At 64.1% G+C, this 18,719-nt stretch carries 16 protein-coding genes; 13 read left to right on the top strand and 3 right to left on the bottom strand.

Going from position 1 to position 18,719, the window contains the following annotated elements:
* The first annotated feature begins 60 nt into the window (after positions 1–60).
* The 11 genes from regB (at position 61) to JF290_RS10675 (ending at position 15,295) form a co-directional block, all read left to right on the top strand.
* A complete protein-coding gene (regB, locus tag JF290_RS10725) occupies positions 61–1,458 on the top strand; it encodes a sensor histidine kinase RegB (RefSeq protein WP_199024869.1) in 1,398 nt (465 codons plus the stop codon).
* A 78-nt stretch (positions 1,459–1,536) separates the two neighbouring features.
* The gene (locus JF290_RS10720) at positions 1,537–3,099 is read left to right on the top strand and encodes a PAS-domain containing protein (protein WP_199024868.1); all 1,563 of its coding nucleotides are present in this window, start codon (positions 1,537–1,539) and stop codon (positions 3,097–3,099) included.
* A gap of 43 nt (positions 3,100–3,142) precedes the next feature.
* A complete protein-coding gene (gene tsaE / locus JF290_RS10715) occupies positions 3,143–3,622 on the top strand; it encodes a tRNA (adenosine(37)-N6)-threonylcarbamoyltransferase complex ATPase subunit type 1 TsaE (RefSeq protein ID WP_199024867.1) in 480 nt (159 codons plus the stop codon).
* Positions 3,615–4,613, top strand: a complete 999-nt coding sequence (locus JF290_RS10710) for an aminoglycoside phosphotransferase family protein (RefSeq protein WP_199024866.1) — start codon at positions 3,615–3,617, stop codon at positions 4,611–4,613. The genes tsaE and JF290_RS10710 overlap by 8 nt, the downstream gene beginning before the upstream one ends.
* Positions 4,610–5,302, top strand: a complete 693-nt coding sequence (locus JF290_RS10705) for a nucleotidyltransferase family protein (RefSeq protein ID WP_199024865.1) — start codon at positions 4,610–4,612, stop codon at positions 5,300–5,302. Before JF290_RS10710 ends, JF290_RS10705 begins: the two co-directional genes overlap by 4 nt.
* The gene (gene addB, locus JF290_RS10700) at positions 5,295–8,234 is read left to right on the top strand and encodes a double-strand break repair protein AddB (protein WP_199024864.1); all 2,940 of its coding nucleotides are present in this window, start codon (positions 5,295–5,297) and stop codon (positions 8,232–8,234) included. Before JF290_RS10705 ends, addB begins: the two co-directional genes overlap by 8 nt.
* Complete coding sequence (gene addA, locus JF290_RS10695; RefSeq protein WP_199024863.1) at positions 8,231–11,611, top strand: double-strand break repair helicase AddA; 3,381 nt, start codon at positions 8,231–8,233, stop codon at positions 11,609–11,611. The genes addB and addA overlap by 4 nt, the downstream gene beginning before the upstream one ends.
* Positions 11,612–11,648: 37 nt before the next feature.
* On the top strand, positions 11,649–11,969 hold the full coding sequence (gene trxA / locus JF290_RS10690) for a thioredoxin (protein WP_199024862.1): 321 nt from the start codon (positions 11,649–11,651) through the stop codon (positions 11,967–11,969).
* Between the two features lie 138 nt (positions 11,970–12,107).
* The gene (gene hslV, locus JF290_RS10685; protein WP_199024861.1) at positions 12,108–12,665 is read left to right on the top strand and encodes an ATP-dependent protease subunit HslV; all 558 of its coding nucleotides are present in this window, start codon (positions 12,108–12,110) and stop codon (positions 12,663–12,665) included.
* A gap of 47 nt (positions 12,666–12,712) precedes the next feature.
* A complete protein-coding gene (hslU, locus tag JF290_RS10680) occupies positions 12,713–14,020 on the top strand; it encodes an ATP-dependent protease ATPase subunit HslU (RefSeq protein ID WP_199024860.1) in 1,308 nt (435 codons plus the stop codon).
* Positions 14,021–14,077: 57 nt separating this feature from the next.
* A complete protein-coding gene (locus JF290_RS10675; protein ID WP_199024859.1) occupies positions 14,078–15,295 on the top strand; it encodes an MFS transporter in 1,218 nt (405 codons plus the stop codon).
* Here JF290_RS10675 and JF290_RS10670 read toward each other — a convergent pair.
* The 3 genes from JF290_RS10670 to JF290_RS10660 are packed head-to-tail and all read right to left on the bottom strand — an operon-like array spanning position 15,292 to position 17,551.
* On the bottom strand, positions 15,292–15,849 hold the full coding sequence (locus JF290_RS10670; RefSeq protein ID WP_199024858.1) for a Smr/MutS family protein: 558 nt from the start codon (positions 15,847–15,849) through the stop codon (positions 15,292–15,294). The two genes, JF290_RS10675 and JF290_RS10670, sit on opposite strands and share 4 nt — an antisense overlap.
* Positions 15,846–16,892 (bottom strand): murein transglycosylase A, encoded by a 1,047-nt coding sequence (mltA, locus tag JF290_RS10665; protein WP_199024857.1) that lies wholly within the window; start codon positions 16,890–16,892, stop codon positions 15,846–15,848. Before mltA ends, JF290_RS10670 begins: the two co-directional genes overlap by 4 nt.
* The gene (locus tag JF290_RS10660) at positions 16,889–17,551 is read right to left on the bottom strand and encodes a Tim44/TimA family putative adaptor protein (protein WP_199024856.1); all 663 of its coding nucleotides are present in this window, start codon (positions 17,549–17,551) and stop codon (positions 16,889–16,891) included. The genes mltA and JF290_RS10660 overlap by 4 nt, the downstream gene beginning before the upstream one ends.
* 105 nt (positions 17,552–17,656) lie before the next feature.
* Between JF290_RS10660 and JF290_RS10655 the strand changes: the two genes are divergently transcribed.
* Positions 17,657–18,157, top strand: a complete 501-nt coding sequence (locus JF290_RS10655) for an FxsA family protein (RefSeq protein WP_199024855.1) — start codon at positions 17,657–17,659, stop codon at positions 18,155–18,157.
* 55 nt (positions 18,158–18,212) lie between these two features.
* The gene (gene secB, locus JF290_RS10650; protein ID WP_199024854.1) at positions 18,213–18,716 is read left to right on the top strand and encodes a protein-export chaperone SecB; all 504 of its coding nucleotides are present in this window, start codon (positions 18,213–18,215) and stop codon (positions 18,714–18,716) included.
* Positions 18,717–18,719: the final 3 nt, after the last annotated feature.

Genomic DNA, 18,719 nt, shown 5'->3' with positions numbered 1-18,719 from the left:
TGACGTTTGATTATGCGTACCTATCAACTGACTCAACCGATACAACCGCACTGGGACAAGATGACCGACTCCGACATTGGCCTGATGCGCGGTCAGTCGCGCAGCAACTGGATCAGGTTGCGTACGCTGATCCTGCTGCGCTGGGTGGCCATCGCCGGTCAGCTGACGGCCATCACCGTCGCCCAGAAGATGTACCACCTGCAACTCGAACTCGGGCTCTGCTACCTGGCCATCGGGATTTCGGTGATCGGCAACCTGATCGCCATCTTCGTCTTCCCGGAAAACAAACGCCTGACCGAGACCGAAAACTTCCTGATGGTCTTGTTCGACCTGCTGCAACTGGCCTTTCTGCTCTACCTGACGGGCGGATTGCACAATCCCTTCGCTTTGCTGCTTCTGGGCCCGGTCACGATATCGGCCAACGTCATGGGGCTGCGCTCGACCATCCTGATCGGGAGCACCGCGATTATCCTGGTAACTCTGATGGCGCAGTTCCACTTGCCGCTGCGCACCGAACAGGGCTTCATCCTGCGTATTCCCGACGTTTTTGTATTCGGAAACTGGGCCGCGATCATCATCGCGATCATCTTCATGGGTGCCTATTCCCGAAGGATCAGCTCGGAAATGCGGTCGATGGGCGACGCCCTGGCGGCGACGCAGCTGGCCCTGTCGCGCGAGCAGAAGCTGACCGATCTCGGCGGGGTCGTCGCCGCTGCGGCACATGAGCTCGGCACGCCGCTTGCAACGATCAAGCTGGCCAGCGCCGAGTTGATAGAGGAACTGGAAGACCGCCCCGACCTGCGCGAGGACGCCGCCCTGATCCGCGAACAGGCCGACCGGTGCCGGGACATCCTGCGCGACATGGGACGCGCCGGAAAAGATGACCTCCACCTGCGTCAGGCGCCGCTGAGCGCCGTACTGAACGAGGCCGCCGAGCCTCACATGAACCGTGGGAAACAGATCCATTTCGAGGAGGGGCCAGCCCCCGGCGGCAGCTATCAGCAGCCCTCGGTTCTGCGCAAACCCGAGATCATCCACGGTCTTCGCAACCTCGTGCAGAACGCGGTGGATTTCGCCCGCGAGAATGTCTGGGTGGAATCTACCTGGACCGACAACGAGATCGCGATCCGCATCATGGATGACGGACGTGGGTATCCGCCCCAGATGATCGGCCGTATCGGCGACCCGTTCGTGCGCCGCCGCCGCACCGAGACAGACCGCAAGGCGCGTCCGGAATACGAGGGCATGGGGTTGGGCCTCTTTATCGCCAAGACCCTGCTCGAGCGTTCCGGCGCTGAACTCAGTTTTGCCAACGGCTCCGACCCCTACCAGCCCGACAAGCTCAAAACCGAGCGCAGGGGCGCGATCGTAGAGGTGGTCTGGCCGCGCCCAAAGATCGATGCGCAACTCGGCGAGAACGCGGTTCCCATAGGGTTGAACCAGCCGATCAGGGTCTGAGCGGCGCCATCCGATTAACAGGGCATTAACCAATCACAGCGCAGATTGGCTCTCGTTCACCCGGATATGGGGAGTCGGATGCTGGAACAGAACATTGTCGAATGGGTCTTGCTGGCCGCGATCTGCATGGCGGCAGCGGCGGTTGCAGTGTTCGTGCTGTCTTCCCGGCCGGCGCAAGCGGCCAGACCAGCGGTTGGCCCGCCACCCTGCGACGAAGCGATCTGGGTCTTTGACGGTCCCGAGCTGCTCGATGTCACGACTCGCGCCGAAACCCTCATGGACCATCCCGCAGGTCCAAGCGATTGGGCCGATCTGCACGGCATACTGGTCCGGCAGTTCCCTGCTTTCCCCGCTTGCCCGTCATCGGTCAGGGCAACTGGTCGGATCGTCGTCCGGGCCCTCGATCCGCAGGATCAGCGCGAAATCGTGTGCGAATGGATCGACGGCATCACCAGGGTGCAGCTGTATGATGCGCCCGCCGCGCGGATGCGTGTACTGACCGAAGCAGGCCTGTCGGTCGAGGAGGAGCTCGCCACTCTGCGCACAGCTCTGGACAAGTCTCATTTCCCTGTCTGGCGCGTCAATTCCTCGGGCGACGTGACCTGGTACAACACCGCCTATGAAACGCTATGCAGGACCGTGCACGGGCGCAAACCCGGCCCGGACACCCCACTCTTCGGCAACAGCTCAGAGGTTCCGATCCCGACGCAAAAGGCCAGGCGCAGCGTGACCGATCACGAGACCGGGCGGAAACTGTGGTTCGACGTGTCACTGATGCAGAACGACACTGGAACCCTGGGATACGCGATGAACGTCAACGCCGTGGTCGATGCCGAAGCGGCACAGCGCAGTTTCGTGCAGACGCTGGCCAAGACATTCGCACAACTGTCCATCGGCCTGGCGATCTTCGACCGCAACCGTCAATTGGTGCTGTTCAATCCCGCGCTCATCGACCTGACCGCACTGCCCGCCGATTTCCTCAGCGCGCGACCGACGCTGCTGTCGTTCTTCGATCGTCTGCGCGACCAGAAGATGATGCCCGAGCCCAAGAATTACAGCAGCTGGCGCGACCAGATGGCCGATCTGGTGGAGGCCGCCGCCAACGGCCGCTACCAGGAGACGTGGTCTCTGCCCTCCGGTTCGGTCTACTCGGTGAGCGGCCGTCCGCATCCCGACGGCGCGGTGGCCTTCCTGATCGAGGACATCACCGCCGAGATCACCCTGACCCGTCGCTTCCGTTCGGATCTGGAGCTGGGCCAATCGATCTTCGACCGGCTCGACGACGCCATCGCGGTCTTTTCGATCGAAGGGCACCTGACCTTTTCCAACACGGCGTATCACAAGCTCTGGGACGTCGACCCCGAGAAATGCTTCGCCCAGACCGCGATCGTCGATGCGATCCGGGTCTGGCAGGAAAAATGCCGTGCTACGCCGGTCTGGGGCGACATCCGCGATTTCGTTCTGTCACAGGACAACCGTGCGGAATGGTGGGCCAAGATCACCACCAAGTCGGGCGAGGTGCTGATCTGCAGCGTCCACCCGATCCACAGCGGTGCCACCATGGTGAATTTCAGCCGGCCCACCGTCGCCGCGCTTCCCGCGCCCGAGGCCAAGCCGGATCACGAGCGCCTGGCCGGCTGACTTCCTGCTTGCGGCGGGATTCGCGCGCCTGCATTCTGGCGCAATGAACAGCACGCCGACCTTTCTCATCCTGCAATCCGAAGCCGAGACCGCCGACCTCGCCCGCGCACTCGGGGCGAGGCTGAGAACTGGTGACTGCCTTGTGCTGAAGGGCCAGATCGGCGCCGGAAAGACCCATTTCGCGCGACACTTGATTCAGTCCCTGCTGAAGGTGCCTGAAGACGTTCCCTCGCCAACTTTCACGCTCGTGCAGACTTATGACGCCGCCGCGGGCGAGATCTGGCACGCAGATCTCTATCGCTTGACCAGTCCGGACGAGATCGAGGAGCTGGGATTGGCCGACGCGTTCCAGACCGCGATCTGCCTCATCGAATGGCCTGAGAGGCTGGGCCCGCTAACCCCTGCCGACGCGCTGACGTTGACCTTCGCCTCGCGGCCCGATGCGCCAGACTCGCGTGAACTGTCACTGAGCTGGAGCGACGCGAAATGGGACCGGATCCTGGAGCCCCTCTGCCATGCCTGACCGCAGCAACGCGATCGACCGCTTCATCTCCGGAACCGACTGGGCTCATGCCCGCCGCGCGCCGCTCGCCGGAGATGCCTCCAACCGCCGATACGAGCGGCTTTCCGACCCGGCCAGCGGACGCACCGCAGTGCTGATGGACGCGCCGCCCGAAAAAGGCGAAGACGTGCGACCCTTTTTGCACATTGCCCGCCACCTGAGTGCTGCCGGACTGAGTGCGCCCCGGATCCTCGCCGAGGACACCGACCGTGGTATCCTGCTGATCGAGGATCTGGGCGATGACCTCTTCGCCCGCGTGATCCCCGCCCATCCCGAGCTCGAAGAAACCCTCTATGCCACCGCGACGGATGTTCTGCTGGCCCTCCACCGGGTTCCCGCACCCGAGCTCGCACCGTATGACGCCGACCGGATGACCGAACTCGCGGCGCTGGCCTTCACCAAGTACCGCGTCGGCATTGCCGGAGACAACGCGGGCGAAGACGATTTCCGCGCCGGGTTTCGCACCATCCTCGACACGCTCGCCCCATGTACACCGGTGCTGATTCAGCGCGACTACCACGCCGAGAACCTACTCTGGCTGCCCGATCGGCAGGGAGTCGCACGGGTCGGCCTGTTGGATTTCCAGGACGCGATGATCGGCCATCCAGCGTATGATTTGGTGTCCTTGTTGCAGGACGCGCGCCGTGACGTGCCCGAGGCCATCGAGGCGAAGATGATTGCGCGCTATCTTCACGGTTCAGGACTGGATGACTCGGACTTTGAAACCGCCTACGCGGTTCTCGGCGCCCAGCGCAACCTTCGCATCATCGGCGTCTTCGCACGGCTTGGCCGAGAGTATGGCAAACCGCACTACGTCGATCTGATCCCGCGGGTGTGGGGCTTGCTGCAGCGCGACCTCGCCCATCCGGGCCTGACAGGCATCGCGCCGATGCTGCAATCGGCCCTGCCTGAACCGACCCCAGCCAACCTGAGCCTGCTGAAAACCGCATGACCAACACGCCGAACGCCATCATGCTCTTCGCAGCCGGATTCGGCACCCGTATGGGCGCATTGACCCGCGACCGGCCCAAGCCGTTGATCGAGGTCGAAGGCGTCGCTTTGGTGGATCACGCGCTTGCTCTTGCCAAGGACATCGCGCCCGCAAGCATCGTCGTCAATACCCACTACCATGCCGACCAGATGGCGCGGCACCTCGAGCCGCAAGGCGTGACCCTGTCGCAGGAACACCCCGATATCCTGGACACCGGCGGCGGGCTGCGCGCGGCACTGCCGCTGCTTGGCGACGGGCCGGTCTTCACCATGAATACCGATGCGATCTGGTCAGGGCCGAACCCGCTGCGCCTGCTCTCTGCCGCTTGGGATCCAGCGCAGATGGACGCGCTTCTGATGTGTGTGCCGACGGCTTCGGCCCTCGATCACGCGGGTCCGGGCGATTTCACGATGGACCCAAAGGGACGGCTGAACCGCGGGCCAGGACTGGTCTATGGCGGCGCGCAGATCATCAAGACCGAAGGGCTCGCCGAAATCCCCGAACTCGCCTTTTCTCTGAACCGGCTGTGGGACGCGATGGAACGGAACGGGCGACTCTTCGGCTTGTCCTATCCCGGCACGTGGTGCGATGTCGGCCACCCCGGCGGTATCCGGACCGCAGAGGCCCTCTTAGGGGGCGATCATGTTTGAACCGGCCGACGCGCCGCGTGTCTTCGCCCTGCCGCCGGGCGTCGATTTTCCGCGCGCGCTGCTGCTGGGCCTGCTCGAACGGATCGATGAATCCGATCCGGCGGCACTGGCGCGGGTGGACCTGGTGGTCAACACCGAACGCATGGCGCGCCGCATCCGCGGACTGTTCGACACGGGGCCCGCCCGCCTGCTGCCGCGGCTGTCCCTGCTGACCAGCTATCCGCAACTGATCTGCCGGCACCCGCTGCCACCGGCTGCCTCGGGATTGCGCAGGCGGCTCGAACTCGCCCAGTTGATCAGCGCACTGCTCGACCAAGAGCCGGATCTGGCTGCGCGCGAGTCGCTCTTCGCTCTGGCCGACAGTCTCGCCGGGCTGATGGACGAAATGCAGGGCGAGGGCGTGCCGCCCGAGATCCTGCACGAGCTCGACGTCAGCAACATGTCTGAACACTGGGCGCGCGCGCAGCGGTTCCTCACCATCACCGAACGCTACCGCGTGGCGCAGGGTGACACGGCGCTGGACCCGCAGGCACGCCAACGGCTCGCAGTCGAGGCGCTGATCGCCGAGTGGGACGCGGCCCCGCCCACGCATCCCGTCATCCTCGCCGGCTCCACCGGATCGCGCGGCACGACGGCGCTTCTGATGGCCGCGGTGGCTCGTCTGCCGCAGGGTGCGGTAATCCTGCCCGGCTTCGATTTCGATCAACCGGACGCGGTCTGGGACAAGCTCGAATCCGCACTGCATTCAGAAGACCACCCGCAATTCCGCTTCAGCCGGGTCATGCAGGTGCTCGATCTCGCGCCCTCCGACATCCACCGCTGGACCGATACCGCTCCGCCGTCTCCGGCGCGCAATCGGCTGATCTCGATGGCCCTGCGCCCTGCACCGGTGACGGATTCCTGGCTGCGCGAAGGTCCCGGCCTGACCGATCTGCCCGAAGCCACGGGCGATGTCACGCTGATCGAAGCCCCCGATCCGCGCAGCGAGGCACTGGCCATAGCACTCAGGTTGCGGCAGGCCGCCGAGACGGGCCAGACCGCAGCGCTGATCACGCCCGACCGAATGTTGACCAGACAGGTCGCCGCCGCGCTCGACCGGTGGGACATCCTGCCCGATGACAGCGCCGGACTGCCCTTGCAACTGTCTCCGCCCGGACGTTTCCTGCGCCATGTGGCGGGGCTGTTCACCCGCCCGCTCGGTGCGGACATGCTGCTGACGCTGCTGAAGCACCCGCTGTGTCACAGCGGTTCGGAACGCGGCGCACACCTGCTTCACAGCCGAGACCTCGAACTGTACCTGCGCCGCAACGGCCCGCCTTTCCCCGAGCCATCCGACATTGCCGCCATCGCCGCCGCACTGGCAAGCCCGCCGCCCGCCGCCTGGTCGGACTGGCTGGCGAGCCAGATTTGCGGCCAGTACATGAAGGGACGGTGTGACCTGAGCGACTGGGTCGAGCGGCTGGGTCGCGTCGCAGAGTCGATCGCCGCGGGCAGCGAGACCACCGGTAGCGGCGGGTTGTGGGACAAGAAGGCCGGGCGCGAGGCGCGTGCGGTGCTCGATGAGTTGTTGGAACAGGCCATACATGGCGGGCCGCTCAGCGCGCAGGAATTCAGCGATCTGCTGGGCGCCTTGCTGTCGCAGGGCGAGGTGCGCGACCGAGACGCACCGCATGACCGGATCATGATCTGGGGCACGCTCGAGGCGCGGGTGCAAGGGGCCGACCTTGTCATCCTCGGCGGGTTGAACGAAGGCACATGGCCCGAAGCCCCGGCCCCCGATCCCTGGTTGAACCGCGCCCTGCGCAACCAGGCCGGGCTCCTGTTGCCCGAACGCCGGATCGGCCTGTCGGCGCATGATTTCCAGCAGGCTGCCTGCGCACCCGAGGTCTGGCTGACCCGCGCCAAACGGTCCGAGGACGCCGAAACCGTACCATCGCGATGGATCAATCGCCTGACCAACCTGCTCAACGGCCTGACGGGCCAGGGCGGTCCACAGGCGCTGGCGGACATGCGCGCGCGCGGGCAGAGCTGGCTCGACTGGGCCGACTCGCTGGATGATGCACCGACGGTCGATCCCGCGCCGAGGCCCTCTCCGCGCCCGCCTGTCGCCGCCCGTCCGCGCAAGCTGTCTGTGACCGAAATCAAGCGCCTGATCCGAGACCCTTTCGCGATCTATGCCAAGCATGTCCTGCGCCTGCGCCCGCTCGATCCGTTGGTCAAGTCGCCCGATGCGCTGGTGCGCGGCATAGCGGTTCACGCGGTATTCGAGGTCTTCATCAGGAACAGCCTCGCCCATCCCGAGGACCTGAGCCGTGAGACCTTCCTGGCGATGTCTCGCGAGGTACTGGCACGCACCGTACCTTGGCACGGGGCGCGTCGGCTCTGGATTTCCCGTCTCGAGCGGATCGCCGACGGCTTTCTCACCGCCGAACAGCGCCGCCGTGCCAAGGCACAGCCGATCAAGATCGAGGCGGTACTGGATCACCGGATCGCCGCGCTCGATTTCACCCTGAGCGGGCGCGCAGATCGGATCGACATGGACGAAACCGGGAACCTCCTGATCTATGACTACAAGACCGGCGCGCCGCCTTCAGCGCGAGAACAGGCAAGGTTTGACAAGCAGCTTCTGATCGAAGCCGCCGTGGCCGAGGCCGGCGGATTTCGCGACGTGCCCGCAGCCCCTGTGACAGAGGCGGTTTTCCTCGGTGTCGGCGGCAGTCTCAGGGAGGTTGCCGCGCCTTTGGCGGATGAGCCGCCTGCCAAGGTGCTGGCCGATCTCGCACAGCTGATCGAAGCCTATCTCGATGCGGGACAAGGATTCACCTCGCGCCGGATGATGCAGAAGGACAGCGATGCCGGAGACTACGATCACCTCGCGCGGTTCGGCGAATGGGACCGCAGCGACAAGCCAAGCCCCGAGGCTTTGACATGAGCGCCCGCGACGAGGCCACTGAACGCCAGGTGCAGGCGGCGCGGCCCGACGCATCGACCTGGCTTGCCGCCAACGCGGGTTCGGGCAAGACGCGCGTCCTGACGGATCGGGTGGCGCGGCTGCTCCTCAAGGGCGTGCGGCCCGAACACATCCTGTGCCTGACCTACACCAAGGCCGCCGCCAGCGAGATGCAGAACCGGCTGTTCCGGCGGCTGGGCAGCTGGGCGATGCTCGAAGATGCGACCCTGTCGGAGACTCTTGCCGAGCTGGGGGTCACGGACTCCGTCGATGCTGACGCACTGGCCCATGCCCGCACGCTCTTCGCGCGGGCGATCGAAACGCCGGGCGGCCTCAAGATCCAGACCATTCACTCATTCTGCGCCTCCCTACTGCGACGCTTCCCGATGGAGGCCGGCGTCAGCCCGCAATTCACCGAGATGGAGAGCCGCGCGGCCGAATTGCTGCAGGCCGAGATCATCGAGGATTTCGCTCAGGGATCACAGGCCGTGCTGATCGACGACCTCGCCCGCCACATGACTGATACCGGGTTCGACGCGCTGACCCAATCGCTGGTGCAAAACGCCACTGCTTTCGCAGAACCCCTGGACCTGCCCGCATTGCTGGAATCGCTCGACTTGCCTCGGGACCTGAGCGAGGAGCATCTGCGAACCACGGTCTTCGCCGGAGACGAGGCCAACCTGCTGGATCGTCTGCGGGCTGCGCTTCTGACCGGATCGACGAATGATCAGAAGGCCGCCGCCGCGCTTGCGGACCTTGGGGAACCCAAGCTCGCTGACCTGCCCGTTCTGGAAGGCGTGTTTCTCACCAAGACCGGCGCCAATGCTGGGCTCGCGAAGCTTGGCAAATTCCCGACGAAGGCCGTGCAATCCGCCCATCCTGCTTTGATGCCGCCGCTCGACGCTTTCATGCAGCGCGTCGAGGAGGCCCGGCCGCTCAGGCTGGGACTGGCCACCGCGCAAAAGGCCCTTGCCCTGCACCGGTTCGCCGCTGCCTTCCTGCCTGAATACGCGCGGCGCAAGCAATTGCGCGGATGGCTCGACTTCGACGACCTGATCCAGAAAGCCCGCCAGCTTCTGAACGACCCCTCGGTCGCGCAATGGGTCCTATTCCGTCTCGATGGCGGTATCGATCACATCCTCGTGGACGAAGCGCAGGATACCAGCCCCGCCCAGTGGGACGTTATCGAAAAACTGGCACAGGAATTCACCAGCGGCGACGGCACCCGCGCATCGGATGAGCGCACCATCTTCGTCGTCGGAGACAAGAAGCAGTCGATCTATTCCTTCCAAGGTGCCGACCCTGACGAGTTCGACCGGATGCAGGCCGATTTCGCCACTCGTCTCACCGAAGGCGGCAGTGGGCTGAACCAGTTGACGCTCGATTTCTCGTTCCGCTCGGCCAGCGCCATTCTCGACCTTGTCGACAACGTCTTCGATGGGCGCGACGCGGCCGGATTTCGCAGCGACACGCGCCACCGTGCCTTCAAGTCCACCCTGCCCGGCCGTGTGGATCTGTGGCCCGTGGTCGAGAAAGTGGACGACAACGAAGACCGGGAATGGAGCGATCCCGTCGACCGGCAAAGCCCGCGCCATCACACGCAGATTCTTGCGAAACGGATTGCCGCGTCGATCCGCGACACGATCGCACGCGGTGAAACCATACCCATCGACGGTGGCGGCCCGGGTCAGATCGCGCGCCGGCCGGTGCGGGCCGGCGATTTTCTGATCCTGGTGCAGCGCCGCTCGGACCTCTTCGCCGAAGTTATCCGGGCCTGCAAGGCGGCGGGCTTGCCGATCGCCGGCGCCGACCGGCTCAAGGTCGGGGCGGAACTGGCCGTCAAGGACCTCGCGGCCGTGCTGCGCTTTCTGGCAACGCCCGAAGACAGCCTGTCGCTAGCGACGGCACTGCGCTCGCCACTGTTCGGCTGGAGCGAGCAGGCCCTTTTCGACCTCGCACACCGGCGCGATTCTCCCTTTCTCTGGACTGCACTGCGCAAGCGCGCCACGGAGTTCCCCGACACCCTGGCCATGTTGAACGACTTGCGCCTGCAGACCGATTTTCTGCGTCCCTACGACCTGATCGAACGGATCCTGACGCGCCATGACGGACGCCGGAAGCTTCTCGCGCGGCTGGGGGCCGAAGCCGAGGACGGCATCAACGCGCTGCTCGCGCAGGCGCTGTCCTATGAACGTTCGGACGTGCCCAGCTTGACGGGGTTCCTGGTCTGGATGGAAACCGACGATCTCGAGATCAAACGCGAGATGGGCAGCGCGGGCAACATGATCCGGGTGATGACCGTGCACGGCGCAAAGGGCCTTGAATCTCCCATCGTGATCCTGCCCGACACAGGACCGCGCCCGGTACGTGCGCGGGGTGCCATCATGCAGGTCAACGGCACGCCCATGTGGCGCATGCCCGCTGCCGACATGCCCGATGCGATGGCCGACTGCCACGCCGATCATGTGGACAAGGAACGCAACGAACGGCTGCGCTTGCTCTATGTGGCGATGACGCGGGCGGAAAAGTGGCTGATCGTGGCTGCGGCCGGCGATCTCGGCGCGTCCGGCGACAACTGGTTCCAGATGATCGAAACCGCGATGATCACCGCGGGCGCTCGAGCACACAGCTTCCCTGACGGCGACGGGTTGCGCCTGTCAAACGGCGATTGGGACGCACCCGAATTGCACGATTCAGCCACGGCGGCGCGCCACAGCGTCCCGCTGCCCGGTATGTTTCGCACCAAGGCGCCACCACCGGTGCCACCGCCCGAGGTGCTGAGCCCATCCGATCTGGGCGGCGCCAAGGCGCTTGCTGGCGATGGTGGGCTCGACGAAGACGCCGCCAAGCTACGTGGCACAAGGCTTCATCTGCTGCTCGAACACCTGCCCGCCCTGCCCCGCACCGACTGGCCCGACATGACGGTCGGATTGCTCGCGGATACCAATGCCGAGACCCGCGCCGAGCTTCTGGCAGAGGCGACACAGGTGCTCGACGCACCGCATCTGGCCCATGTCTTCGCCGCGGACAGCCTCGCCGAAGTGCCGTTGACCGGCGAGGTGATCGGCCAGCGGATGAGCGGTGTGGTCGACCGGCTCATCGTCAGCGACACGACGGTTCTGGCGATCGACTTCAAGTCGAATATGACGGTGCCAGATAGCCCCGGCGCCTGTCCCGAGGGCATATTGCGCCAGCTTGGCGCCTATGCCGATATCCTCGGACAGATCTACCCGGATCGGCGGATTGAAACCGCGGTGCTCTGGACTCGTACCGCCAGCCTCATGCCGATGCCCCACGATCTCGTGACGGAGGCACTGCACCGCGCGCCGCCGCTTGACCTTGGCGCAAAGCGTTCATAGGTTCGCTTCTCACGATATTTCATTCAGGAGTCTGAACATGTCCACCGTTGCCGTCACCGACGCCACGTTTGACGCCGAAGTCAAGAATTCCGACGTCCCCGTTGTGGTGGATTTCTGGGCCGAATGGTGCGGTCCCTGCAAACAGATCGGCCCGGCACTTGAAGAACTCGCCGCGGAATACGGCGACAAGATCAAGATCGCCAAGGTCGACGTGGACAGCAATCCGAACTCTGCCGCCGCCATGGGCGTGCGCGGCATCCCTGCGCTTTTCATCTTCAAGGATGGGCAGGTCGTCTCGAACATGGCCGGGGCCAAACCCAAGGCCGCACTGCAGAGCTGGATCGAAGACTCGATCTGATCCGGCGCGGCAAGGCATGACAGGGCGTCCCGCCATGGGGCGCCCTTTTCCATGGCCGCGGGCAAATGGCATCGAACCGCCCTGCCCTTGTGCCGCGTGCCAGCGCGATCCATATAGGCCAAAACCACAGGAGTCCGCATGAGCACCGACCAATTCCCCGGCTGGCACGGCACCACGATCATCGGCGTAAAGAAAGGCGGCGAGGTCGTGATTGCAGGCGACGGCCAGGTGTCGTTGGGTCAGACGGTCATCAAGGGCACGGCGCGCAAGGTGCGCCGCCTGTCTCCTGGCGGGTTCGACGTGGTGGCCGGCTTCGCGGGATCGACTGCGGATGCGTTCACCCTGCTCGAACGCCTGGAAACCAAGCTCGAGGCGACACCAGGGCAACTGGCGCGCGCCAGCGTTGAACTTGCCAAGGACTGGCGCACAGACAAGTACCTGCAGAAACTCGAGGCGATGCTGATCGTCAGCGACGGAAAGGACATCTTCGTCATCACCGGCGCGGGCGACGTGCTGGAACCCGAACATGACGTGACCGCGATTGGATCGGGCGGAAACTACGCGCTCGCCGCCGCGCGCGGCATGATGGACAGCGACCGCAACGCCGAACAGATCGCCCGTGACGCGATGGCGATCGCCGCCGATATCTGCGTCTACACCAACGGCAACCTTACCGTCGAAACCATCCGCAAGTGACCTCTTTTTCCGCCCCGCGAGACAGCGCCGCGACAGCAGGACATTCCATGACCGACCTCACCCCCCGTGAAATCGTTTCCGAACTCGACCGGTTCATCATCGGCCAGAAAGACGCCAAGCGCGCCGTCGCCGTCGCCCTGCGCAACCGGTGGCGGCGCAAGCAGCTGTCCGACGATCTGCGGGACGAGGTTTACCCCAAGAACATCCTGATGATCGGACCCACCGGCGTCGGCAAGACCGAGATCAGCCGCCGCCTCGCCAAGCTGGCGCGCGCGCCCTTCATCAAGGTCGAGGCGACGAAGTTTACCGAGGTCGGTTATGTCGGTCGCGATGTCGAACAGATCATCCGTGACCTGGTCGACGCCGCCATCGCGCAGACCCGCGAATGGATGCGTGACGAAGTCAAAGCCAAGGCCCACAAGGCCGCCGAAGAGCGCGTGATCAGCGCCATCGCCGGCGAGGACGCCCGCGACGGCACGCGCGAGATGTTCCGCAAGAAGCTGAAATCTGGCGAACTGGACAACACGGTGATCGAACTGGATCTGGCCGACAGCGCGAATCCGATGCCGATGTTCGACATCCCCGGCCAGCCTGGCGCGAACATGGGAATGATGAACCTGGGCGACATTTTCGGCAAAGCCTTTGGCGGACGCACCGTGCGGCGCAAGATGACCGTGGCGGAAAGCTACGACATCCTGATCAGCGAAGAGGCCGACAAGCTGCTGGATGATGAAACCGTCAAGACGGCCGCGCTGGAATCGGTCGAACAGAACGGCATCGTGTTCCTCGACGAGATCGACAAGGTCTGCGCGCGGCAGGAAGCGCGCGGCGGTGACGTGAGCCGCGAGGGCGTTCAGCGCGACCTGCTGCCGTTGATCGAAGGCACGACCGTCAGCACCAAGCACGGGCCGGTCAAGACCGACCATATCCTCTTCATCGCCTCGGGCGCCTTTCATATCGCAAAACCCTCCGATCTCCTTCCCGAATTGCAGGGCCGCCTTCCCATCCGGGTCGAGCTGCGTGCCCTGACCGAGGAGGATTTCGTGCGCATCCTGACGGAAACCGACAACGCACTGACGCTGCAATACACCGCTCTCATGGGGACCGAGAAGGTCACCGTCAGCTTTACAGAAGACGGAATTGCGGCACTGGCCAAGATCGCCGCCGACGTGAACCAGTCGGTGGAAAACATCGGTGCGCGCCGTCTTTACACGGTGATGGAACGTGTGTTCGAAGAACTCTCCTTTACGGCGCCCGACCGCGCCGGTGACGAGATCACGGTCGATGCCGATTTCGTCGAGGCGAACTTGGGTGAACTGACCCGTTCGACTGATATCAGCCAGTACGTTCTCTAGCGCGGAACACCGCATATTGCGCTTGCCTGCCTCTGTTGGGACGGGCAAGCAGCCTGCATGAGCATGCTGGCCTTCCTGTCGCGAAACGCACCCTGGCTGGCGGCGGGCGGGTTACTGACCTTCCTGTCGAGTTTCGGGCAGACCTTCTTCATCTCGATCTTCGCCGGAGAGATCCGCGCCGAATTCGGTCTCAGCCATGGTGCGTGGGGCGGGATCTATTCGCTGGGCACCGCGGCTTCGGCTGTCGTGATGATCTGGTCGGGCGCGCTGACCGATCTCTTCCGCGTTCGCGTGATGGGGCCGATCGTGCTGCTGGGACTTGCGACCGCCTGCATCGCGATGGCGCTCAACCCAGTGGTCTGGGCGCTGCCGCTGGTGATCTTCGCGCTGCGGCTGTTCGGGCAAGGCATGAGCAGCCACATCGCCGTGGTCGCGATGAGCCGCTGGTTCATCGCCACGCGCGGCCGTGCCCTGTCGATCGCGACGATGGGCTTCGCGCTTGGCGAAGCCGCGCTTCCGGTGAGTTTCGTCGCCGTGATGGCCATGATGGACTGGCACCTTCTCTGGCTGGTGTCGTCGGTGATTGTCCTTGCTGCGATCCCGGTTCTGATGTTGCTGCTCAGGCAGGAGCGAACGCCCCAAAGCATGGCGCAGGAATCAGCCAGTACAGGCATGCAGGGGCGCCACTGGACACGGCGACAGGCGCTGCGCCATCCTTTGTTCTGGACGATGGTTCCGGCGATATTGGGCCCTGCCGCGTTCAACACCGCGTTTTTCTTCCACCAGGTACACTTCGCCGAGATAAAGGACATCTCGCATGTGGAGCTTGTCGCATTCTTCCCGCTTTACACCGGAATGGGGATCGCGGCGATGTTCGCGTCCGGCTGGGCGCTCGACCGTCTCGGCACCGCGCGACTGATGCCGTTCTATCAACTGCCAATGGTCGTCAGCTTTATCGCCTTTTCGCTCGCGACTGGCCCGCTGGGCGCGATGATCGGTTTTCTGTTTCTCGCGATCACGACCGGGGCCAATTCGACCCTGCCCAACGCCTTCTGGGCCGAGTTCTACGGCACCGCTCATATCGGCGCGATCAAGGCGATGGCGGCCGCGGTGATGGTCCTTGGGTCTGCGATCGGGCCCGGTCTTACGGGCCTTCTGATCGACCTCGGCATCGGGCTCGAGACACAGTTCATCGGGGTCGCGGCGTATTTCCTCTTCACCACCGCGATGATGATGATCGGGATCGGGCGCGCGCGGGTCGATCTGCTGCCCTAACGCGCCCGGCGCAGGTAGACGTAGAAAGCGCCGTCCCCGCCATGGCTGATATGCGCCGGGGTCACCTGAAGCACCGCCTGAGCCAGCGGTGGCATACCCAGCCAGATCGGCACGTTGCGTCGCAGAATGCCGCGATTGCCGAGAAAGGGCTCGTGGTCCGAACTGGTGCGCCCCTTGCCCGTGATGACCAGAACCAGCCGCCGTCCCGACGCCTGAGAGGACAGGATGAACCGCGTCAACGCCGGATGCGCGCGATCCAGGGTCATGCCATGCAGGTCGATCCGCGCTTCGGGCACCAGCTTGCCGCGCTTGAGCCGGCCAAAAGCCTTGCGGTCCATGCTGACGCTTGCCGGTTGACAGGGTGTAGACTCAGGGGGTTTGGGAGCAGGGCGTTCTGCGCGCGGCGTGGAGCGCGCTACGGTCGTTTTGGTGGGTTTCGGTTTCGGTTTGGGCAGCGGACGCGAGGACTCCGCCTTTGGATGCAGTCGCTCGGCCTTGGCGACCACCTGGTGCCAGAGATCGATCTCCTCGGCCGTCAGCTTCCGTCGGCTCATCCGGCACCGTCCTGCAACAGGGCGTAGGCGCGCTGGATCGGCAACAGGACGACCATCCGGCCGGGATCACGCAGACGACCGGCAGCACGCCCCGCCGCGTCGCCGGTGCCAAAAAAGATATCCGCCCTTTGCGCGCCCTTGATCGCCGATCCGGTATCCTGTGCGATCATCAAGCGGCGGATCGGGTCGGCACCGTCCTTTTCCACCCAGACCGGCGCGCCCAACGGCGTGAATGCAGGATCGACCGCAATGCTGCGCATGGGGGTCACCGACCTGTTCATCGCTCCGGGCGGGCCAAGATCGGCGTCGACATGGCGCAATTCGCGGAAAAACACGTAGGAGGGGTTGTGAAACAGTAGCTCTGCGCCTTCCTCGGGGTTTTTCCGCACCCAGGACTTGATGACCTGCGCGCTGACCTGGTGCGCCTCGTAGACGCCGCGCCGTACCAGTTCGACTCCAACCGACCGATAAGGGTGGCCGTTGGCGCCGCCGTACCCGACCCGGAGCATGTCGCCATCGGGCAGGCGTATCCGGCCAGAGCCTTGAATTTGAAGGAAAAACAATTCCACCGGATCATCCACCCAAGCGATTTCGAGCCCCCGGTTGTCCATCACGTCGCTGGTCAGGATGTCACGTCGGTCAAGCCATGGATCGGCCTCGCGCGCCTCCTCCGGCATCCGGTAGAGCGGATAGCGGAAGCGCGATGATGGGAAGCGCGCACCGGACAGTTCGGGTTCGAAATAGCCGGTGAACATCGGTGCCGCACCATCGTGGATCATGATTGGGCGAAACAACAGCTCGAAGAAGCTCTTCGCGGCGTTCGGTGACTGGGCGCGCGCCGCTGCGCAAATCGACCGCCAGTCGGGGTCGCCCAGATCGCCGCAGGTGTTCAGGAACACAGACAGGGCGGCGGCATGGTCGTCCTCGGCCCAACCGTCCAGGTCGTCGAAACCGAGAATCTGGTGAGTGGTTTCCGCGCCGACGGCATCGGATGTCATCAGCATCGCCCCCGCCAGAACGCCCGCGCAAAGCGCCAGGATCATGCGTCCGTGGCGACAAGCAGCCAGTTCGGGTCGTCGGATCCCATCGTGCGGGCGAAGGTCCACATGTCCTTTTGACGCTTCACCGCTGTCGGGCTGCCTTCGATGATTTCACCATCCTTGTCGCGCACCACCGAGGTCAACTCTCCGATGAACCGCATGGTGATCTCGGCCAGGTTCGTGTCCTTGTCGAATCGAACGTCCTGAATGCTGGTTTCGCGTACACCAATGAACTCGGCCTCGATCTTCAGGCCCTGGTCCTCGCGTGCGGCGACCACCTCGACGAAGGTTTCGAAGACGTCCTCCGCCAGAAAGGGTTGAATCTCGTCCAGATTGCCGCGCTCAAAGCCCATCACGATCATTTCATACGCACCGCGCGCGCCCTGAACGAATTGAGTGGTCGAAAACGATGGCTCTATCCGCTTCATCGCGGCAAGGTTCTCGGCCTGTTCGCTCTTTTCCGGGACGTGATCGGTAATATCGCGATCGGGGCCGCCCTCGATCACCTCGAAACTCTGCCGGCCATTGCTGCGTTTCGCCTCCTGTGGGGGCAGGTTGGGCTTTTCGAAACCATCCCGGCTCCCGAGAACGCTCTTGAGGCGCAGGATCAGGAAAATCGCAATGCCTGCCAGCACAAGAAGCTGGATAATCGGTGAGTTCATCGGGGCCTCGTAGGTCGAAGGGCTTTGTAAGCGGTGCGCTTGGCACTTATGTAGGTGAGGTGCGGGGTCAAGTCCACCGCAGAGCGAAAGCGAAGGGAAGGCACAATGTATCTGTTTCTGGCATTCCTGCTGGTGCCGTTGATCGAAATCGCCCTGTTCATCCAGGTCGGCGGTCTGATCGGGCTTTGGCCGACGCTGGGAATCGTCGTGTTGACCGCCGTTCTCGGAACGTGGCTGGTGAGGACGCAAGGACGGATGGCGATCGGCAAGCTGCAACGATCGTTCTCGGAGCTCAACGATCCGACCGAGCCTCTGGCGCATGGTGCGATGATCCTGATCTCGGGCGCGCTTCTGTTGACGCCGGGCTTTTTCACCGATGCGGTCGGCTTTGCCTTGCTCGTTCCAGCGGTGCGGCAAGCCGTATTCCGCTACCTGCAATCGCGCGTTGTCGTGCATCAGTTCCAAATGGGAACGAGTCCGCGGCACACGCGCAACGCACATCATTCCGATGGTGACGTGATCGATGCAGACTACGAGGAAATCCGCCCGCCGCGGGACCCGAATGCGCCGCCCTTGGGCTGGGTCGATGACCCCAAGCGCCATTGAGAAGGCCGAACCAAGCTGATAAGCAGCGGCCAAACATGCTCAAGGAGATATGACGATGGCCGAGAACGGTGCAGCAGAGGCGAATGGGGGCCAGCAGGCCCCACAAGTCAAAATGAACATCCTGGGACAGTATGTGCGCGACCTGTCCTTCGAAAACGTGATGGCCCAGAAGGGCGGATCGGGCGAGGTTCAGCCCGACGTAACCGTGCAGGTCAACCTCGACGCCAAGAAGCGGTCGACTGAGCACCAGTACGAAGTGGTCATCAAGCTCAACGTCAGCTCGAAATCCAAGGGCAGCGGCGATCAGCTGTTCCTGCTCGAAATCGAATATGCCGGTATCTTCCACATTGAAGGCGTGCCGGAAGAGCAGATGCATCCGTTCCTGCTGATCGAATGCCCGCGGATGCTGTTCCCGTTCCTGCGCCGGATCGTCAGCGACATCACGCGCGACGGCGGTTACCCGCCACTGAACCTCGACAACATCGATTTCGTTCAGATTTATCGCAACGAATTGGCCCGGCGTCAGGCCGAGCAGGCCAACCAGACGGCGAACGCGTAAGGC

It is taken from the genome of Sedimentitalea arenosa (assembly GCF_016428585.1).
Taxonomy (GTDB): domain Bacteria; phylum Pseudomonadota; class Alphaproteobacteria; order Rhodobacterales; family Rhodobacteraceae; genus Sedimentitalea; species Sedimentitalea arenosa.
The sequence above is the reverse complement of the archived record's forward strand: the minus strand, read 5'-3'. Positions and strand labels throughout refer to the sequence as shown.